The organism is Hymenobacter antarcticus (assembly GCF_039539545.1).
In the GTDB taxonomy this organism is placed as follows: Bacteria; Bacteroidota; Bacteroidia; order Cytophagales; family Hymenobacteraceae; genus Hymenobacter; species Hymenobacter antarcticus.
The window spans coordinates 51,386-68,713 of sequence record NZ_BAABDI010000022.1 but is presented as its reverse complement, the minus strand read 5'-3'; the positions used below and the strand labels follow the sequence as shown (position 1 = coordinate 68,713).

General features: G+C 59.4%; 21 protein-coding genes. 10 read left to right on the top strand and 11 right to left on the bottom strand.

Features of this window, described 5'->3' with window-relative positions:
- Nucleotides 1-2 precede the first annotated feature (2 nt).
- Complete coding sequence (locus ABD819_RS15140) at nucleotides 3-509, bottom strand: hypothetical protein (RefSeq protein ID WP_345125668.1); 507 nt, start codon at nucleotides 507-509, stop codon at nucleotides 3-5.
- Nucleotides 510-911: 402 nt separating this feature from the next.
- A complete protein-coding gene (locus ABD819_RS15135; RefSeq protein ID WP_345125667.1) occupies nucleotides 912-1,403 on the bottom strand; it encodes a hypothetical protein in 492 nt (163 codons plus the stop codon).
- Nucleotides 1,404-1,479: 76 nt separating this feature from the next.
- Between ABD819_RS15135 and ABD819_RS15130 the strand changes: the two genes are divergently transcribed.
- The 8 genes from ABD819_RS15130 (at nucleotide 1,480) to ABD819_RS15095 (ending at nucleotide 8,962) form a co-directional block, all read left to right on the top strand.
- Nucleotides 1,480-2,166, top strand: a complete 687-nt coding sequence (locus ABD819_RS15130) for a hypothetical protein (RefSeq protein WP_345125666.1) — start codon at nucleotides 1,480-1,482, stop codon at nucleotides 2,164-2,166.
- The gene (locus tag ABD819_RS15125; protein ID WP_345125664.1) at nucleotides 2,163-2,456 is read left to right on the top strand and encodes a winged helix-turn-helix domain-containing protein; all 294 of its coding nucleotides are present in this window, start codon (nucleotides 2,163-2,165) and stop codon (nucleotides 2,454-2,456) included. Before ABD819_RS15130 ends, ABD819_RS15125 begins: the two co-directional genes overlap by 4 nt.
- A 119-nt stretch (nucleotides 2,457-2,575) precedes the next feature.
- Nucleotides 2,576-4,204, top strand: coding sequence for a DUF4153 domain-containing protein (locus ABD819_RS15120; RefSeq protein WP_345125662.1), 1,629 nt, complete (start codon nucleotides 2,576-2,578; stop codon nucleotides 4,202-4,204).
- 48 nt (nucleotides 4,205-4,252) lie between these two features.
- The gene (locus ABD819_RS15115) at nucleotides 4,253-4,474 is read left to right on the top strand and encodes a hypothetical protein (protein WP_345125660.1); all 222 of its coding nucleotides are present in this window, start codon (nucleotides 4,253-4,255) and stop codon (nucleotides 4,472-4,474) included.
- A 73-nt stretch (nucleotides 4,475-4,547) separates the two neighbouring features.
- Nucleotides 4,548-5,069: a hypothetical protein gene (locus ABD819_RS15110; protein ID WP_345125659.1), complete on the top strand. Its 522-nt coding sequence runs from the start codon at nucleotides 4,548-4,550 to the stop codon at nucleotides 5,067-5,069.
- 474 nt (nucleotides 5,070-5,543) lie between these two features.
- Nucleotides 5,544-5,936 carry a hypothetical protein gene (locus ABD819_RS15105; RefSeq protein ID WP_345125658.1) on the top strand — a complete coding sequence of 131 codons (393 nt, stop codon included), beginning with the start codon at nucleotides 5,544-5,546 and terminating at the stop codon, nucleotides 5,934-5,936.
- 50 nt (nucleotides 5,937-5,986) lie between these two features.
- The gene (locus tag ABD819_RS15100; RefSeq protein WP_345125657.1) at nucleotides 5,987-6,445 is read left to right on the top strand and encodes a hypothetical protein; all 459 of its coding nucleotides are present in this window, start codon (nucleotides 5,987-5,989) and stop codon (nucleotides 6,443-6,445) included.
- A gap of 129 nt (nucleotides 6,446-6,574) precedes the next feature.
- Nucleotides 6,575-8,962, top strand: a complete 2,388-nt coding sequence (locus tag ABD819_RS15095; protein ID WP_345125655.1) for a transglycosylase domain-containing protein — start codon at nucleotides 6,575-6,577, stop codon at nucleotides 8,960-8,962.
- A 234-nt stretch (nucleotides 8,963-9,196) separates the two neighbouring features.
- Here the strand turns inward: ABD819_RS15095 and ABD819_RS15090 are convergent, their stop codons facing one another.
- From ABD819_RS15090 to ABD819_RS15080, 3 genes are all read right to left on the bottom strand, one after another.
- Complete coding sequence (locus tag ABD819_RS15090; RefSeq protein WP_345125654.1) at nucleotides 9,197-10,111, bottom strand: TIGR01777 family oxidoreductase; 915 nt, start codon at nucleotides 10,109-10,111, stop codon at nucleotides 9,197-9,199.
- Nucleotides 10,112-10,223: 112 nt separating this feature from the next.
- Entirely contained in the window at nucleotides 10,224-10,883 is a 660-nt protein-coding gene (gene folE, locus ABD819_RS15085) for a GTP cyclohydrolase I FolE (RefSeq protein WP_345125653.1), read from the bottom strand.
- Nucleotides 10,876-11,283 (bottom strand): 6-pyruvoyl trahydropterin synthase family protein, encoded by a 408-nt coding sequence (locus ABD819_RS15080; protein WP_345125652.1) that lies wholly within the window; start codon nucleotides 11,281-11,283, stop codon nucleotides 10,876-10,878. The genes folE and ABD819_RS15080 overlap by 8 nt, the downstream gene beginning before the upstream one ends.
- 263 nt (nucleotides 11,284-11,546) lie before the next feature.
- Here ABD819_RS15080 and ABD819_RS15075 point away from each other — a divergent pair, with 263 nt between their 5' ends.
- The gene (locus ABD819_RS15075; protein ID WP_345125651.1) at nucleotides 11,547-12,254 is read left to right on the top strand and encodes a hypothetical protein; all 708 of its coding nucleotides are present in this window, start codon (nucleotides 11,547-11,549) and stop codon (nucleotides 12,252-12,254) included.
- Between the two features lie 153 nt (nucleotides 12,255-12,407).
- Nucleotides 12,408-12,815, top strand: coding sequence for a hypothetical protein (locus ABD819_RS15070; RefSeq protein ID WP_345125650.1), 408 nt, complete (start codon nucleotides 12,408-12,410; stop codon nucleotides 12,813-12,815).
- Nucleotides 12,816-12,911: 96 nt separating this feature from the next.
- On the opposite strand, the gene rplS is transcribed toward ABD819_RS15070, so the two are convergent.
- The 6 genes from rplS to ABD819_RS15040 all read right to left on the bottom strand — a co-directional run bounded on the left by rplS (nucleotide 12,912) and on the right by ABD819_RS15040 (nucleotide 17,251).
- A complete protein-coding gene (gene rplS / locus ABD819_RS15065; RefSeq protein WP_345125649.1) occupies nucleotides 12,912-13,301 on the bottom strand; it encodes a 50S ribosomal protein L19 in 390 nt (129 codons plus the stop codon).
- A 168-nt stretch (nucleotides 13,302-13,469) separates the two neighbouring features.
- Nucleotides 13,470-14,144, bottom strand: a complete 675-nt coding sequence (gene trmD / locus ABD819_RS15060) for a tRNA (guanosine(37)-N1)-methyltransferase TrmD (RefSeq protein ID WP_345125648.1) — start codon at nucleotides 14,142-14,144, stop codon at nucleotides 13,470-13,472.
- A 64-nt stretch (nucleotides 14,145-14,208) separates the two neighbouring features.
- The gene (gene rimM, locus ABD819_RS15055; RefSeq protein ID WP_345125647.1) at nucleotides 14,209-14,781 is read right to left on the bottom strand and encodes a ribosome maturation factor RimM; all 573 of its coding nucleotides are present in this window, start codon (nucleotides 14,779-14,781) and stop codon (nucleotides 14,209-14,211) included.
- Nucleotides 14,782-14,876: 95 nt separating this feature from the next.
- Complete coding sequence (locus ABD819_RS15050) at nucleotides 14,877-15,428, bottom strand: 30S ribosomal protein S16 (protein WP_345125645.1); 552 nt, start codon at nucleotides 15,426-15,428, stop codon at nucleotides 14,877-14,879.
- A 159-nt stretch (nucleotides 15,429-15,587) separates the two neighbouring features.
- Entirely contained in the window at nucleotides 15,588-16,343 is a 756-nt protein-coding gene (locus ABD819_RS15045) for an acyl-CoA desaturase (protein WP_345125644.1), read from the bottom strand.
- Nucleotides 16,344-16,540: 197 nt separating this feature from the next.
- Complete coding sequence (locus tag ABD819_RS15040) at nucleotides 16,541-17,251, bottom strand: RluA family pseudouridine synthase (RefSeq protein WP_345125643.1); 711 nt, start codon at nucleotides 17,249-17,251, stop codon at nucleotides 16,541-16,543.
- Between the last annotated feature and the right edge of the window lie 77 nt (nucleotides 17,252-17,328).

Genomic DNA, 17,328 nt, shown 5'->3' with positions numbered 1-17,328 from the left:
CTTTAGTGCACCAGCTTAGCGCGCCTTGGGCTGCTCCACCAAACCCCGAGTAGGCCTGCGGCTGCCTTGGGCTTGAAACGTACTGGCCGGGCAACCCCCAGCGGCCAGTAAAGCCAGGCTACGGTTAGTAAAGCCGCGCCCAGGTAGGGCTGCGAGATGTTCAGCAAACTGCCCAGCGTGCCAATCGGCAGCCACTGAAGCAGCAGAAAATTGGCCAGCCCGAATACCACTATTACCCCCGAAACGGCTAGTATCCGGCATTTCCAGCCTACGCAGGCCCGTTGGGCGAGCGCAAAGAAGGGCAGCGCCAAGGGCACGTAGGCCAGCGAAATCAGGGCGGTCATCAGCCCAATTAGCAGGGGAACTCCTACATCACCAGGGTGCTCTAGGCCGAAATCGAGGACGAGCAGCGCCGTGCCTCCCAGGTTACTGAATAGCCACACATACAAGGTGCGCGCCAGGGGGGAGGGTTGTGCCAGGGGAGTTGCGGTAGCGTAGTTCAGGGCCATAGTGCAAAAAAGTAGGAGGTTGGAATGACCTCTCCATAAAAAGCGCACACTTGCAAAAAGCGGGTTTCGCACCGGTTATAGGGAATTTTTTTGTGAAGTGTTCGACCTACGAGTTGCTGTAAATGAGCGGTTTGCGCTATTATTAATTATATTTTTGGGACTTTAATTTCCCTAATTGCAACAGGTTCTAATATGATTTCCCATTACAGGTAATTTAATGGTTGCTAGCGTATTAAGGTAATGCAATTGAGCAGGAATGAGCATGCGGTAGTACTGGTGAGGTTACGCCATTCTAATTTTGGGAAAGGCTTTCTGCGTTATGGCATCCACACACATCAGACAACCCCATCCTGGAAACCAGTCCTAAATAAAAGCGTCAGAAGCTACTAATGCCACTGAGAATCAGGCTGGTGTATCTGGAGGGAATAGTTGCGGCGCATCGGGCCGGAGGAGGGCTTCCTTGTACAGGAAATTGACCAGCAACAGCGCCGCGAGCAGGTAGGCCCAGCCTCCCATCAGCAGCATGGGGAGCAGCGCGAAGCGGCCGCCTTCCACGGCCGCCGCTATAGCCCATCCCAGCAACCCGGTAAGCAAAAGGAAAAAGCCGGTGATGGCCCCCAGCGTGGCCGCCAGCCGGGCCCGGTAGCGCGGCATGAGCAGCAGCCGCCCCAGCGCATAGCGCGCCACCGGAATGGCTCCCAGCGACCCCACCGCCGCCCCTATGCCGATGATGCCCACCACGGGAATCAGGTCTAACACAAAGGGAATGTGCGGGCTGGGAATGGCGCTGCCCACTATTAAGGAAAGCCAGGTGCCGGCCATGCCGCCCAGGTTAGCATACAGCCACAGAATGGTGGCCTGGTTCCAGGTGCTCAGGGGATGCAGAATGGGCATACAATAAAAAAGGGTGGCGAGCGCAAATATATCAGCTTTTATAATCAACTTTGCAGCACAAAGCACTTTGATACTTATGAAGCCCGCCGCTCCTTCCGACCCGCTTGCCCAGCTTACCGAAATCCGCGCCATCATGGAGCGCAGCTCGCGCTTTTTGTCGCTGTCCGGCCTGAGTGGGGTAGGGGCGGGGGTGGTGGCCCTGCTGGGCGCGGCGGCCGGCCATTTCTACTTACAAAGCCACTACCCGAGCGAATACGGCGATGGCGGCTACCGCCACCTCATTGCCAGCACCGCCGCCGAGCGGCAGGCAGCCCTGCCGTTTCTGCTGCTGCTGGCCGGGGTGATGATTGGGGTGGCGCTGCTGGCAGCGTATTATTTCACGCAGCGGCGCACCCGGCAAGATGGGCAAACGCTGTGGAGCGGCCCGGCGCGGCGGCTGGCCACAGCGCTGGCCGTGCCGCTGGTGGCGGGCGGCCTGTTTTGCCTGCGGCTCTACCTCGGCGGCGACGCCGGCATGGTGGTGCCCGGCCTGCTGGTGTTCTACGGCCTGGCGCTGCTCAATGCCAGCAAGTTCACGCTGGACGAAATCCGTTGGCTTGGCCTCACCCAGATTGGGCTGGGCCTGGTGTGCATGCTGCTGCCGGGCTGGGGGCTGCTGTTGTTCGCCTTGGGCTTTGGCCTGGGCCACATCGGCTATGGCCTGCTGATGTATAACCGCTACGAGCGGCCAGCCGTGGCCTCCACCCCCGTCGTGTCCGCGTGAAGCACCTCATCCACACCCTCAACAAGGCCTTTGACCACCGCGTGCGGCTGGGCGTAATGGCCGTGCTGATGGCCAACGATTCCGTCAGCTTCAACGACCTCAAAGAAGTCCTCGACCTCACCGATGGCAACCTGGCCAGCCACGTCGCAGCCCTCGAAAAAGCCGGGTACGTACTCGTCAGCAAGCAATTCATTGGCAAGAAACCCAACACCACCTACACCGCCACCGCCGCTGGCAAACTAGCGTTTCAGCAGCACCTTGCCACGCTGGAGAAGCTGCTGCGGGGGTAAGCGAGAACCTGAAAAAAGCACGTCATGCTAAGCGCAGCCGAAGCATGACGTGCTTTTCAATTCGCTCTTTTTTTTGCCGATTTACTTTGAAATACAAAGCACTTTAAAAAATAATAATCATGAATCCCTCTGCTGAAACTCCGGCGCACTGGCCCGCTGCTGCGGCCAGCGCCGCATTTGCCCAACCTGCCCGCCCGCCCCTCACGGCGGCCCAAAAACTGCTGCTGCCCATCGGCGTGGTCTTGTTCGACTGGCTTTTCTGGCGCGAGCGGGGGGGCGTCAACGTGCTGGTATTTACCGTTTTTGTAGTGGCCGCGCAGCTGGCGATGCTGCCGCGCCACGCGGCGGTGCGGCGCTCGGGCTACTTCTGGCTAATGGTGTGCGGAAGCCTGCTGAGCGGAGCCCTGATGGCCGTGTATGGCTCGGGCGCGGCGGCGCTGGCCTGCGTGGCCTCCGTGCTGCTGCTGCTTGGCTACGTTAATCAGCCTCACCTGAAATTGGTGGTTTATGCCCTGCTCACGGCCGGCGGCAGCGTGGCCCAGGCCAGCGTGCGGGTGCTGCGCGGCGTGCGGGCCCCGCGGAACCCGGGCGCGGGCGTGCGGGCGAGCTGGTTCTACGGCCGCCTGCTGCTGGTGCCGCTGGGTATTATGGGGGCATTTCACCTGCTGTTTGCGGTGGCTAACCCGCGCTATGATGCGCTGAGCGGCCAGGTGCTGGCGGTGCTGGGCGACTGGTTGGCGCGGCTGCTGCCCGATATTTCGTTGGGCCACCTGCTGTTTATCACGCTGGGCTTTCTCGTCACGGCTGGGGTGGTGGTGGCCGTGCCCGTTTTCGTTTTTGCCGACCACGAGTCACGATTTGGCGAGTTTGTGCGGCGGCAGCGCAACCGGGTCGCCTCGTTCGGAGTGCGGCAGCCCGATTTCCGCTGGAAAACCAACCGGGTGTTGGACCTGCGCAAGGAGTTCATTGCCGCCGTCGCCGTGTTTGGGCTGGTGAACGTGCTACTGCTGGTTGTGAATGCCATTGACATCAACTGGCTATGGTTTGGCTTCGAGCCCGCGCCGGGGTTTGACCTGGCGCAGTTCGTACACGAAGGGACGTATGTGCTCATTTTCAGTATTTTACTCGCCATGGGCATCGTGTTGTGGTTTTTCCGCCGCAACCTGAATTTCTACGCGCCGGGCCTGCCCTGGCTGCGCGCCGGGGCCACGGTGTGGGTGGTGCAAAATGCCGTGCTGGCCGGGTCAGTGGGGTTGCGCAACTACTATTACATCCTGAATAGCGGGCTGGCCTACAAGCGCATAGGCGTCTGCTTCTTCCTGCTGCTCACGTTTTTCGGCCTTGTCACGGTACTGCTCAAAATCTGGCAGCGGCGCTCGGCCTACAGCCTTGTGCGGCTCAATGCGCTGGCCGCCTACGCGGTGCTGCTGCTGCTGGCCGCTGGCAACTGGGAAGTCTGGATTGCCCAATACAACCTGCAATCGCGCTTCAAAAGCATCGACATCGGTTTCCTGCTGGATATGCCCGACCGGGTCCTGCCCACGCTGGTAGCCCGCCGCGCCATGCTCGACCGGGCGGCTCAGCTCACCCTCGAAACCGAATACGACGGCGTCCAAAGCATTGATGGCCCCGTGGCCCAGCGCCGGCTCGAGGTTGCCGTGGCCGCCGCCCGCGCCCGCTATGCGGCCTATTCGCACTGGCAGGGCCTTACCTGGGCCGACTGGCAAACCCGGCGGGCATTGCAGTAAGGGCCTTCACTCGCTCATTCCTGAACCAAGCAATTAACTGAACAGCCCATGACCTCCTTCCCGCAATTCGCCCTCACGTTTCTGGGCCTGCTTTTCTGCATTGGCGATGTGGCCGTGCTGGGATTTTTGCTCACCTGGCAGGAGCGGGCCGCCTCGCCGGGCCTGCGCCGGCAGCGCTTGCTGCGCGGGGTGCTGCCGGCTACGGCGCTGCTGCTGGGGCTCCTGCTGCTGGCTTTCACGCAGATAATGCTGCTGTGGTCGCCGCGCTAGCAGCCTCCGGCCAACCTCGCTTACCAGAGCATTGCTCACCCCGAAAACCCTCATTCCATTCCACCATTTTCCCATGAAAACCCAAGGTAAAGCTCCCCTGAATGGCTACCAGATGCTGGCCCGCAAGCTCATCGTGCACGCTCGCACCTCGTTTCTGATTCCCATTTTCCGCCGACTCTACGGCGCGGCCGAGGCCCGTGCGCAGCTGCGCTATCTGGAACAGCTGCCCGTGGGCACGCTCGGCCGGGGCGTGGCCGATATACTGCGTGAAAACCACCTCCAGCTCATTCCGCACTACGAAAACCACGACCTGAAACACGTGCTGCTGGGCTACGCCATGACCCCGGAGGACGAGCTGAAGCTCAAGGCTTTCATACTCGGCAATGGCGACTGGTCCATCACCTGCGTGGGGTTTTTGCTGCTGGCCGTGCTCACGCCCGACGTGTGGCCGGCCCTGCGACGACACTACCAGCGGGGCCGCCGCACCCAGTCCATCGTGGGCTGGACTCTGACCGAATACGCTGGCCAATGCACCACCGCGCTGCGCCACCAGATTGGCCTGCCCGCTGCCGCAACCGGCCATATGGTGGCCTGAGCAATGGCCGCCCCGGCCGGTAGTGCCGCCGCTGCTTTGGCGCACGGCCGCCGGTTGCGTACTCGGGGCCACCCGGACTATGATGGTTGTTACGCGCTGCCACCACAGCCGTTATCATTGGAATAGCCATACTACTGATTCCGCTTTTGGCCCGGGTTGTTCTATTCGCAAGCCAATTGCCGTAGTGTTCCAAGGGATAATTGCCGTTCCCATAATGGGCCAGGACGCCAGCGCAAGTGTGGTCTCACAGGGAGAATGAAGCCAAAAAATAGGGTCTAAGGAAGAGCGGCGGTTGTTTTTTCTTCGGTATCGATTGCTTCAAATCCCGGGTAATCAGGCTTATTGCTGTGCTGATGACACTTGTACTCAAAACTTGAAATAATGACTTATCGAAGTTTATGAGGTAGCTTGGCACTCCGTTGGGCTTCCCAGACTGAGAAAAGCCCGTGACGGTTTCACGCATTTCGCTGTTCTATGGCCCGTACGTTGCTCCTGGTTGTGCTTTCCATTGCCTTGCTGCTTGAGCTGGCGCTCACGGGAGGAGCGTTTTTCGCTCCCGTGTTCACCCTGACCCAGTTTGGCGTGAAATACGGCCCTGAAACCACGTTCCTGGCCTATATCGTGGCGTGGTTTCTGTTTTTTGTGTCACTGGTAGCTGCTGTGGCGCTGGCGCAGGTGTGGCAGCGCCGGCCCGGCTTTGCTACCTGGTGCTACCTGCTGGGGCTGTGGTGGGTAGGTATTGGCATCGGGATTTATTATGCCTTCGGGAAGCCCGACAATTTGCTGCTCGATTCCGTAAAAGGAATTCTTATTGTCGTCCTCACCTGGCGCTGCCAGGTAAGCCGCCTCATGGCACGCCGTTACTAGCGACTAATCAGTATATTAGCGGCTCTACGGCACCCACGTTTTTCCGCGCTATGCCCACTGCTCACCTGCATCCGCTTCCCGCTGCTCCCAAACTCACGCGCTTGGGCCGGTCTTTTGCGGGTGCGCAGGTGCTGAAAGAAACGCTGAGCATCATATTTCTGGGCCTGCCCCTGATAAAGGAGCAACCCCTCATCCTGCTTTCGGCCCTGCCGGGCGTGGTGCTGTATTTCTTGCACTGGCAGCTGGTGCTGGGCCGGGTGGGCCGCCTGTTTGCGGCGGCCGTGTGGGGCTTCACGCTGCTCGATGAGCTGTGGGGCCTGTTCTTGTTTCAGGAGCTGGATTCGCCCACGCAGGCCCAGATTCGCATGCTGCACTGGAGCTATTTCCTGGGCCTGGGCATCATTCTGCTGGCTCTGGGCGAGTTGGGCTGGCGCTGGCAGAGCCGCCGGGTGAAAGTCCGCCGCAACGTGCATCACCAGGCGATGCTCGCCGCCCGGCAGCGCCAATAAGCAGGAGTGTGGTCTGAGCCGTCAATTTTTAGGCCACACCGTTTTTACTGACTTTTTGGGCCGGGGGGCTGGTATATTTGCCGTTCTTCGTGGCCGGGTTCTGGCCCGGTTTCCCACTTGCTGCCTCGCATGGCCGACCTCAAACCGCTAGCTTCCGCTTCTTCTGCTGCCCCCAAAAAACCCGCGCGCCGCCGCTGGCCCGTGCGGCTGGCCAGCTGGGCCTGGGTCGGGTTTGGTCTTTTGGTGATTTTTTTTCTGGTGTACCCGTTTCTGGTGAGCACCAACTTCATGTTTCTCTTCGGCAAGTCGCCCAGTCTGGCCGATTTGGAAAATCCCAAAGTAGAACAGGCCTCGGAGCTCTACACGTCCGACGGCGTGCTGATTGGCAAATATTTCCGTGAAAACCGTTCGCCGGTGGCGCTCAGCCAGATGTCGCCGCTGCTCATCAAAGCCCTTATCGCGACCGAGGATGTGCGCTACTACGAGCACGCGGGCATTGACCTCACGGCCGTGCTCGGCGGGGTACTTTCGTCGTTGCGCGGCGAGAAGCGCGGCGGTTCCACCATCACCCAGCAGCTCGCCAAAAACCTCTACAAAATCCGGCGCCAGCAGAGCCGGGGTGCCCTGGGCTACATTCCGGTGGTGAGCACCATCGTGGCCAAAACCAAGGAATGGCTGACCGCCGTGGAGCTGGAGCGCCGCTACACCAAGCAGGAAATCCTGCGGATGTACTTCAATACGGTGGAGTACGGCTCCAGCGCCTTCGGCATTAAAGTAGCCGCCAAAACCTTCTTTAATACCTCGCCCGATAGCCTCCGGCCCGAGCAAGCCGCCATGCTGGTGGGCGTGCTGAATAACCCCACGGCCTACAACCCGCGCTTTCATCCGGTGGCCGCGCTGCGCCGCCGCAACGTGGTGCTCGACCGCATGGGGCAGGCCGGCGTGCTGCCCCCGGCCGAAATCGCGGCCCTCAAAGCCACGCCCATCGTGCTCGATTACCACGTCGAGCCCCACATCGACGGCCCCGATACCTACTTCCGCAGTGCCATCAGCCAGTTTGTGGATGCCTGGTGCGACAGCACGGGCCACGACATGTATCGCGACGGCCTGAAAATCTACCTCACCATCGACTCGCGTATGCAGGCCCACGCCGAGGAGGCCCTGCACGAGCGCATGAAGTCCCTGCAACGACAGTTCGACAACTTCTGGCGCAACAAAGACAAAAACCCGTGGGTGGACGAGGAAGGGAATGAAATTCCGGACTTCATCGCCACCCAAATGCGGCGCACCGAGAGCTACAAGAGCCTCGCCAACCGCTACCGCAATCAGCCCCAGCGCCTCGATTCGGCCCTGAATGCCAAGCGGCCCATGAAAGTATTCACCTGGAAGCACGACGACAACGACACCACGCTCGTTATGTCGCCGCTCGATTCGCTGGCTTACTATAAGCACTTTCTGCGGTCGGGCATGATGTGCATGGACCCCTTCACCGGCCAAATCAAGGCCTGGGTGGGCGGGCTCGACTACCGCTTTTTCAAGTACGACCACGTGAAGCAGGGCCGCCGTCAGGCCGGCTCCACCTTCAAGCCCTTCGTCTACCTCACGGCCCTCGACAACGGCTACTCGCCCTGCGACCGCATCCGCGACCAGCGCGTAACCATCAACTACGTGGAGAACGGCCAGCCCATGGAGTGGAAGCCCGACAACGTGACCCGCGAATACACCGGTATCAACATGACGCTGCGCCACGCCATGGCCCGCTCCGTAAACTCCGTGACGGCCCAGCTGACCGAAAAAGTGGGCTGGGAAAACGTGGCCAAATACGCCCACAAAGTCGGTATCACGAGCCCGCTCCTGGCCGTGCCCAGCATCGGCCTCGGCTCGGGCGGCGACGTGAGCGTGTACGAAATGGTGGACGCCTACAGCACGTTCCTAAACACCGGTTTCCGCTCCGAGCCCCGCCTCGTGACTCGTATTGAGGACCGCAACGGCAACGTCATCAAGCAGTTCGACCCCGTGCAGAAGCGCGCCATCTCGGCCGAAACCGCCTGGCTGATGACCTACATGCTGCGCGGCGGCATGGAAGAGCCCGGCGGCACCTCCCAGGCGCTGTGGGACTACGAACTCTGGAAAAACGACAACCAAATCGGCGGCAAAACCGGCACCACCTCCAACTACTCCGACGGCTGGTACATGGGCATGACCAAGGACCTGATGACCGGCGTGTGGGTGGGCGGCGAAGACCGCAGCATCCACTTCACCGGCTCGCAGCAGGGCGAGGGCGGCCGCACGGCCCTGCCCATCTTCGGCAAGTTCATGGAGAAAATCTACAAGGACAAAGAGCTGGGCTACACGCCTGGCCAGTTCCCCAAGCCCTCCGTAAAAATCGGTAAGAAATACAACTGCGTCTCGGAGTCGGAGCCCCGCCGCCGCCGCGCCGAAGCCGTGGATACCATCGCGGCCGATAACCTGCTAGAGCAGATGAATAACGGGGGAGGGCTGCCCGATAGTTTGTAAATCACCCGAGTCGTGCGCAGCTATCGGAGGTGTTTTTGAAGCGGCTGACTGACTTGACGGGTCATAAAGCGCGTAACCGAAGCTATTGAGATGGTCATCGGATGCTTTAGAAGCGTTGTCAAGGTCACCAAATTACTTGCCAGCGCCTCCACTATTACCCGAACTTTCTGCTCACTTGTTAACGATTTCAGGGCGCTTGCCGAAGCTTCTGGACGAGCTTGTTGCCAGCGCCTGCTACGCCCCCGCGTAGAGCGCCTCCAGCGCCCCGCGCAGCTCCGGGTACTCGAATTCAAAGCCCTGAGCCAGTACCTTTTGGTCGCTCACGTTCTGCGAGGCTAGTACGATGTCGCTCATCTCGCCCATTGCCAGCTTCAGGCCGAAAGCCGGCACTTTGGGCAGCAGCAGCGGTCGGTGCAGCACCTGGGCCAGCGTTTCGGTGAATTCCTGATTCGTGACCGGCTTGGGAGCCACGGCGTTGTAGGTGCCGTTCCAACTCTTATCATCCAGCATGGCGATGAACAGGCGGCACAGGTCATCCAAATGAATCCAGGACATGTACTGCTTGCCGCTGCCCAGGGCCGCTCCCGCGCCCAGTTTCACGGGCCGGGCAATCTGGGGCAGGGCCCCGCCCTCGGTGCTCAGCACGATGCCGATACGCGGAATAACGGTGCGGATGCCCAGCGCCGCGATGGGCGCGGCCGCCAGCTCCCACTGGTGCGATACATCGGCCAGAAAGTCGTGGGTGGGCACCGCCGGGGGCGTTTCCTCATTCACCAGTTTGGCTCCGGCATCGCCGTACAGGCCAATAGCTGAGGCTGAAATGAAGGCCTGAACGTGGTGGCCGGGCTTGGCCAGCTCGCGGTGCAGTAGGGCCAGGCCGCCCAGCCGGCTGGTCATGATATCGCGCTTGCGCTCATCGGTCCATTTGCCGTCGCTCACGCTAGCCCCGGCCAGATTCACGATAAAGTCGGCGTAGGGCACGGCCGCCTCGTCAATCATCTGCGTGCGCGGCTCCCAGCGGAAGCTTCGGAAATGGTTGCTTTTGGCGGGTTCCCGGCTCAGCAGCGCCACTTCGTAGCCGCTGTCAATCAGCATTTCAGCCAGTCGGGTACCAATAAGGCCGGTACCGCCCGTGATGAGAACCTTCATTTTTAATGGTTAATGGTTAATGGTTAACGGTTAGTGATGAATGGCTATCAATGGGCCGTGAGTCGATTGTATTAATCAACAACATTAACCACTAGTCACTAATCATCAACCACTATTTGCCAATTTGACGCAGAAACTCCCGCCGCAGGGCTTCATCGGTGGCAAAGCGGCCGCTGTACTCACTGGTCAGGGTCGAGCTGCTGGTATCGTTTACGCCACGGCTCATTACGCACAAATGGTCGGCTTCGATGAGAACGGCCACGTCGTCGGTGCCCAGGCTCTGCTTTAGCTCCTCGGCAATCTGGCGCGTGAGGCGCTCCTGCACCTGCGGGCGGCGGGCATAGTACTGCACCACCCGGTTGAGCTTGCTCAGGCCCACCACGTGGCTGCCCGGCAGATAGGCTACGTGCGCCTTACCAATAATGGGCACGAAGTGGTGCTCACAGCACGAAAACAGCGTAATGTCGCGCTCCACCAACAGCTGGTGGTAGTCGTAGCGGTTATCGAACATGCGCACTTCGGGCCGGTTTTTCGGGTCGAGGCCCTTAAACCACTCCTGCACGTACATCTTGGCTACCCGGCGCGGGGTGCCCGCCAGGCTGTCGTCGGTCAGGTCGAGGCCCAGCTCGCGCATGATGGCCTCAAAATGGCCGCTGATGGCTGTAATCTTGGCTTCGTCGTCGAGCCCGAAGGCATCGTTGCGAAGCGGGGTGCGCAGGCCAACAGGCAGGTGCGCATCGGGTGCCGGGGCCGGCCCGGAAGGGTTATCCATGGTATTCTACAAAGTTACGGTCCGTCTCGTAGAGCGTGACCGACAGGGCCAGGTCCGCCGCCAAATGCGGGCGGAGGCGCTGCCAAATTACAACGGCGATATTTTCGGCCGTGGGGTTGAGTGTCCGGAATTCTTCCGTATCCAGGTTGAGGTTTTGGTGGTCGTAACGGGCCAGCACTTCGCGCTTGATGAGGTCGCTCAGGCGCTTGGTGTCGTAAACGTAGCCCGTCTCGGGGTCAACCGTACCAGTCAGGCGCACGGTTAGGTTGTAGTTGTGACCGTGGTAGTTGGGGTTGTTACACTTACCAAATACCCGTTGGTTCTGCTCGTCGCTCCAGGCAGAATTGTGGAGGCGATGGGCAGCGTTGAAATGCTCGTTGCGGCAGATAGTGACTTGCATAGGCGCCTACAACCCCCGTCAGGCAAGCTTTGTTGCGGGGCCGGGAGATGCCGCGCAAAATTTTCTTTATTCTGCCAATTACCTATAATTTACAAAGCAAAAATATGATTTAATTAATAAAAAAAGCATTATTCTAAAAAAACCAAGGTTTTACGTGACTTGCATCGAATAAAGGGCCTAAATTTGAAAAGCCGGATAACGGTACTATCTCCAACGACCTTTTGACCGACCATTTTTAAAGCTTTCATAAGCTACTATTTACCATGAAACGAAGCCTACTCATCCTACTCCTTGTATGCCTGGCTACGCTAGGCGGCTATGCCCAGAAATCCCCTGTGGATGAGGCAGATATGACTATCAACAATATCCCCCGCAAAGGTCAGCGCGTGAGCATGCAGCTTGACAACCGCCGGGTAGAAACGGCCTGGCTCAAGCAGCTCAGCGAAAAGTTTGGTGGTAAGCTGAAGAATACTAAAGGCATCCTGACGATGGACGGCGTGATTATCGAAGAAATTGCACCTAACCCTATTCGGGTCATCAGCAAGGTCGACGCTTCGCCTACCGGCACCACCGTATGGTGGAGCATTGACCTGGGCAGCGCTTACCTGGGCAGAGATGCCACACCCGTGCAGTGGAAATCGGCCGAGAAGTACCTGAAGGACTTTGCTCGCATGATGTACCGCGAAGACCTGGTGTCGCAGATTGCCGAAGCTGAGCGCGCCCTGGTGTCCTCGCAGAACAACAACGTAGCGGTTATCGACAAGCAGAACAGCATCAAGAAAGACATTGAGAAGAACAAGGCCCGCAAAGTTGAAATTCAGCAGCAGCTGGCTGCCAACGCGGCCGAGCTGCAGCAGCTCAACAACCTTATCGACCTGAACCTGAAAGAGCAGGAGGCTTCGCGTGGCGACATCGTCAACATGCGCATCTCCCTCGAATCGGTGAAGGAGCGCATGAACAAGATTGAATAATTAGCCCAACGGTACCATTTTCGTTGGTGGCCAAGAGCCCTGCCGGTATCGGCAGGGCTTTTTGTTTGGGCAACTGGCCCAACCCCACGGGCCTGAACTACGTTTGGGAAAGCAGCGGCACTCTTTCTGCCGCGTACCTCAACACCCTTCCCCATGGAAAAGACCGAAGTTCAACACCAAGTTCATTTAGATAGCACCACCGAACTGCTCGGCGGCAGCCTCACCGAAGCGCTGGCCCGTGCCGGCCTCGACAATACCCTGCAGCAGTGGATTGCCGACGTGAAGGCCCTCAATAACCCCGAAATGCACCAGATTGTCGTTGATTTGCAGGACATGAAGGCCCATTTCGGCGGCACCAGCAACCCTGACATGCAGCTAGTGCGTAAGTGGCTGCACCGCTTGGGTACTAACACCGCCCGCGGGGCTGTCTTTGCCGATGGCAACACCCAGCCTCGCGTAGCGCAACTGAGCGAGGCCCTGCTGGCCGCCGCCAAGCAGTTGGGTCATGACGAAAATACCCCCGCTGAGGATTTGAAAGCTGATTCGGCGTCGAACAGCTAGCCGCCAACGGCACTCGCCTCAAACCTAAAAAAGCCGGCCCCACGCGTGGGGCCGGCTTTTTTGCTTTGCACAGCAGCCTCGCGGCTGCGGCAATCCTTAAGCTGCGGTAGTCTTGGTTTTGGCTACCGGGTTCAGGCGACGCTCCTTGATACGGGAAGCTTTGCCCGACAGACCGCGCAGGTAGAACAGACGGGCGCGACGTACTTTACCGCGACGCACAACCTCGATTTTCTCGATGTTGGGCGACAGCAGGGGGAAGATACGCTCGGTACCGATTTGGTTAGAAATCTTGCGAACCGTGAAGGTTTCGCCGTTGGAGCTTGGGTTACGACGCTGCAGCACCACGCCCTGGAACTGCTGGATACGCTCTTTGTTGCCCTCACGGATTTTCACGTGCACGTTCACGGTGTCGCCGGCAGCGAAAAGTGGGAAGCTGGCGCGGCGCTCCTGCGATTCGGCCTGGATAAAGTCAAGTAGTACGCTCATGGCTGAGAAAATTGCGAAAGACGGCGCCGCCGTCGGGATTGTTATTTTACGAAACGGAGCGCAAAGATAGCGCTTTCCGGTGAGGTTAGCAAGTGGTTTGTAGAACATGCTTCTGCTTGTTCCCTGATTTGCTGCGAATTCAGGTCAGGAACAAGCGGAAACGTGATTCTACGCGAGCAAATCGGGCCGGCGGGCCTGCGTGCGGGCCAGCGCCTGGTCGTGTCGCCACTCTTCAATTTTGGGGGTATTGCCCGAGAGTAGGATTTCCGGCACGGCCTGCCCGCGCCACTCCGCCGGGCGGGTGTACACAGGCGGGGCCAGCAGGTCGTCCTGAAAAGAGTCGGATAGCGCTGATTCCTCGTTGCCCAGCACGCCGGGCAGCAGCCGCACCACGGCATCAACCAGGATGGCCGCGCCCAGCTCGCCGCCGCTCAGCACGTAGTCGCCTACGCTGATTTCGTGGGTGATGTAGGTCTGGCGTATCCGCTCATCGATGCCTTTGTAGTGGCCGCAGAGCATGATGAGGTTCTGGGCCAGCGACAGCCGGTTGGCCAGCGGCTGGCGCAGGGTTTCGCCGTCGGGCGTGAGGTAGATAACGGCGTCGTAGGAGCGTTGGGCCTGCAACTCGTCTATCCAGGCCGCGATGGGCTCCACGCGCAGCACCATGCCGGCCCCGCCGCCAAACACGTAATCGTCAATCTGGCCGTGCTTGTTGATGGCGTGCTGGCGCAGGTCGTGCACGTGGATTTCGGCCAGGCCTTTTTCCTGCGCCCGCTTCACGATGGAATGGGCGAAGGGGCTGACGAGCAGCTCGGGCAAACAGGTGAGGATATCGATTCTCATGGTAGTAGCGCGGACTTTGTAGTCCGCGAATGGTTGCGCTGACTCGCGGACTACAGAGTCCGCGCTACAATTCCTCAGCCTCGTCCTGCTGGCGGGTGGTGGGTTTGAGGTAAATGTCGAGCAGGCCTTCGGGCAGGTTGACGTAAATCTCTTTTTTCTCCTGGTCGGCGTGGCTCACCAGCTCGTCTACTACCGGAATCAGCACTTCCTGGCCTTGGTAGCGCATGGCGAGCATGTCCTGCTGGGGTAGCTCGTAGAAGTTCTCCACGGTGCCCAGGGGGCCCAGGTTTTCATCAACCACGGTGAAGCCGATGACATCGTGGAAGTAGAACTGGTCGTCGTCCAGCTCGGGCAGGGCATCGAGGGGCAGGTGGAGCTGGGAGCCACGTAGCGGCTCGGCATCCTCGATGCGGTCGATGCCGCGCAGCTTTAGCAACACCTTGTTGCCGGCCTGGGGCTGCACTTTTTCTATTTCGTGGGCCACCAGCTTGGTGGGCGCACCGGCCAGGGTGAGGTACACCGTTTTGAGCTTTTGGTAAGCCGAAACGTCGTCCACATCAAAGTGCGCCACCAAGTGGCCGCGCAGGCCGTGGGTTTTGATGAGGTAGCCGAGCTGATAGGTTTCGTCGATGGTCATGGCGGGGGAGGGGGGATAACGAAAAAGAGTTTGGGGGTTGCCAGCCGGTCCGGCTCACAACTCCCAAACTCTTTCGGTTTTCAGAAACCTAAAAACTACTCGGCAGCAGCTTCGGTGGTAGCTTCTTCGGCCGAAGCCTCGGTAGCTTCCTCAGCGGCGGCAGGAGCGGGCGTGTTGGCAGCCAGCAGAGCGGCAGCTTTCTGACGCTGCGCTTCGGCACGAGCTTCTTTCACCTTGGTTTCGGCAGCCATAGCAGCGGTGCGAACCTCCGCTTTGGCATCAACCAGGCCAGTGCGCTTGCCTTCGATTTTGGCGTCTTTCTCGTCTTTCCAGGCGGTGAAGCGCTGGTCGGCTACGTCCTGGGTGATGGCGCCCTTGTCAACACCCAACTGCAGGTGACGACGGTAGAGCACGCCGCGGTAGCTGAGCATGGCCCGAACGGTGTCGGTGGGCTGAGCACCGGTCATCATCCAGTAAAACGCGCGGTCGGCGTCGTAGTTGATGGTGGCGGGGTTGGTGTTGGGGTTGTAGGTGCCGAGTTTCTCGATGAAACGACCATCGCGGGGAGCGCGGGCGTCAGCTACTACGATGTCGTAAGTCGCGGCCTTCTTGCGGCCACGACGGGCGAGGCGGATTTTAACTGCCATAAACCGTTGGGGTTTGGTGCGACGGAACTCGTCCGTCTGGTGAGATATCCAAAAATTTGGAGTGCAAAGGTAGCGTTTAGTCAGGGGATTAGCTAGCTGGCGAACAAAAAAGCCCTGACGATGAGGTCAGGGCTTTCGAATTGTATTTAGTGGTCTGCTTTAAGCCGGTACAGCTACGCGCTTGGCCACCTTCTTTTTCAGCTTAATCACGCCTACTTTGTCCAGCGTCCAGATGACCGAGTAGGTAGGGTCAAGCTCCCACCACTTCACGCCGAAGTTGACGCGCATGGGCAGCTTGTGGTGGTTGTTCTGGAACAGCTCGCCAAAGGCCAGGAAATCGAGGGCCAGGGTGTTGCGTGATTTGTCGTTGTTGTCGAAATTCTGGTAGCCGTACTTGTGGCCGCCCCAGTTCACGATAGCGCCGTGGATAGGTCCCATCAGGAAGTGCAGCGGTAATAGCAGGTACTGCCACCACGCGGTGGCAAAGTTGATGTAGAACAGCACATACGCCGTACCCCAGCCCAGACGCGAGTACACGGTGCCGCCGAACTTGTCGAGCCATTTCCACTCCGGAATGTCGCCCTCGAAGCGCTTGGCTCCTTCGTGCTCGTTGTTCACGACGTCGTTGTAAATCACCTTGGTCTTCCACATCATGTCGAACGCGTTGTTCGAGAAGTGCGGCGAGTGCGGGTCCAGAGCCGTGTCGGAGTAGGCGTGGTGCATGCGGTGCAGCAGCGCGTAGGCCCGGGGCGAAAGGAAGCTGCTGCCCTGGCAGATGTAGGTGAAGGCGAAGAAAAACTTCTCCCAGAATTTATTCATCGTAAACATCTTATGCGCCGCATAGCGGTGCAGGTAAAATGTCTGCGTGAACAGGGACAAGTAGTAATGGGCAACGAAGAAAATGAGAATAGCCATAGGAGCTGTAAATGAGAAGCTGACCGCACAAGTAAAAAGCCCGGGTGAAGGTTCAGCAGCGGTAAGGCAAAATTACGGCCAGCGTGCCCGTAGACGATATTTTGGGTCCAGAAGGCCAAAATCTTGCACGCTTTTTACAGTTAACCGTTATCACTTAACAGCATTCCAAACGGCTGTTAACTGTTAATTGGTAACGGTTAACTGTAAAAAGCCCGGGCGGCGTCCCAGTGCGGGGCGTCGGGCAGGGGAGCCACGAACTTCATTAGCTCCTTCGTGACGGGGTGCTGCAATTGCAGCTGGCGGGCGTGCAGGGCAATGCTCACGTCGGGCAGCGGCGCGATGAAGCCGTACTTCACGTCGCCTACAATCGGGGTGCCGAGGCCGGTGGCCAGCTGGGTCCGAATCTGGTGCGGCCGGCCGGTGACGGGGTTTATCTGGAGCAGGTAGCGGTTGCCGGCCATACCCAGCAGCTCATATTTCAGCTCGGAGCGCAGGCCCTGGGAGTGTTTCTCGGGATAGGCTTTGGTGACGTTGCGCACCGTGTCTTTCACCAGCCAGTGCACCAGGGTGCCGCTTTCGGGCACGGGCGGGCGGCCGGTGAGGGCCCAGTAGGTTTTGGTCATTAGCGAGTCGCGGAACATCTCGTTCAGGCGGCTCAGGGCTTTGCTGGTTTTGGCCAGCACCACGATGCCCGATACGGGGCGGTCGATGCGGTGGCATACGCCCACAAAGGCTTCGCCGGGCTTCTTATACTTGAAGCGCAGGTACTCGGCGGCTTTTTTGGAGAGGGGCTCGTCGCCGGTGGCATCGCCCTGCACGAGCAGGCCGGCGGGCTTATTGATGACGAGAAGATGGTTGTCCTCAAACAGAATTTCTCTGCCTTCGGACCAGATGTTGGGACGATTCAAGCGGCGTGGCGGGCGGGAATTTGGATAGTGGCAGGAGCGGGCCAGGGCCCCTCAGGGGGCTACCGCACGTCGTCAGA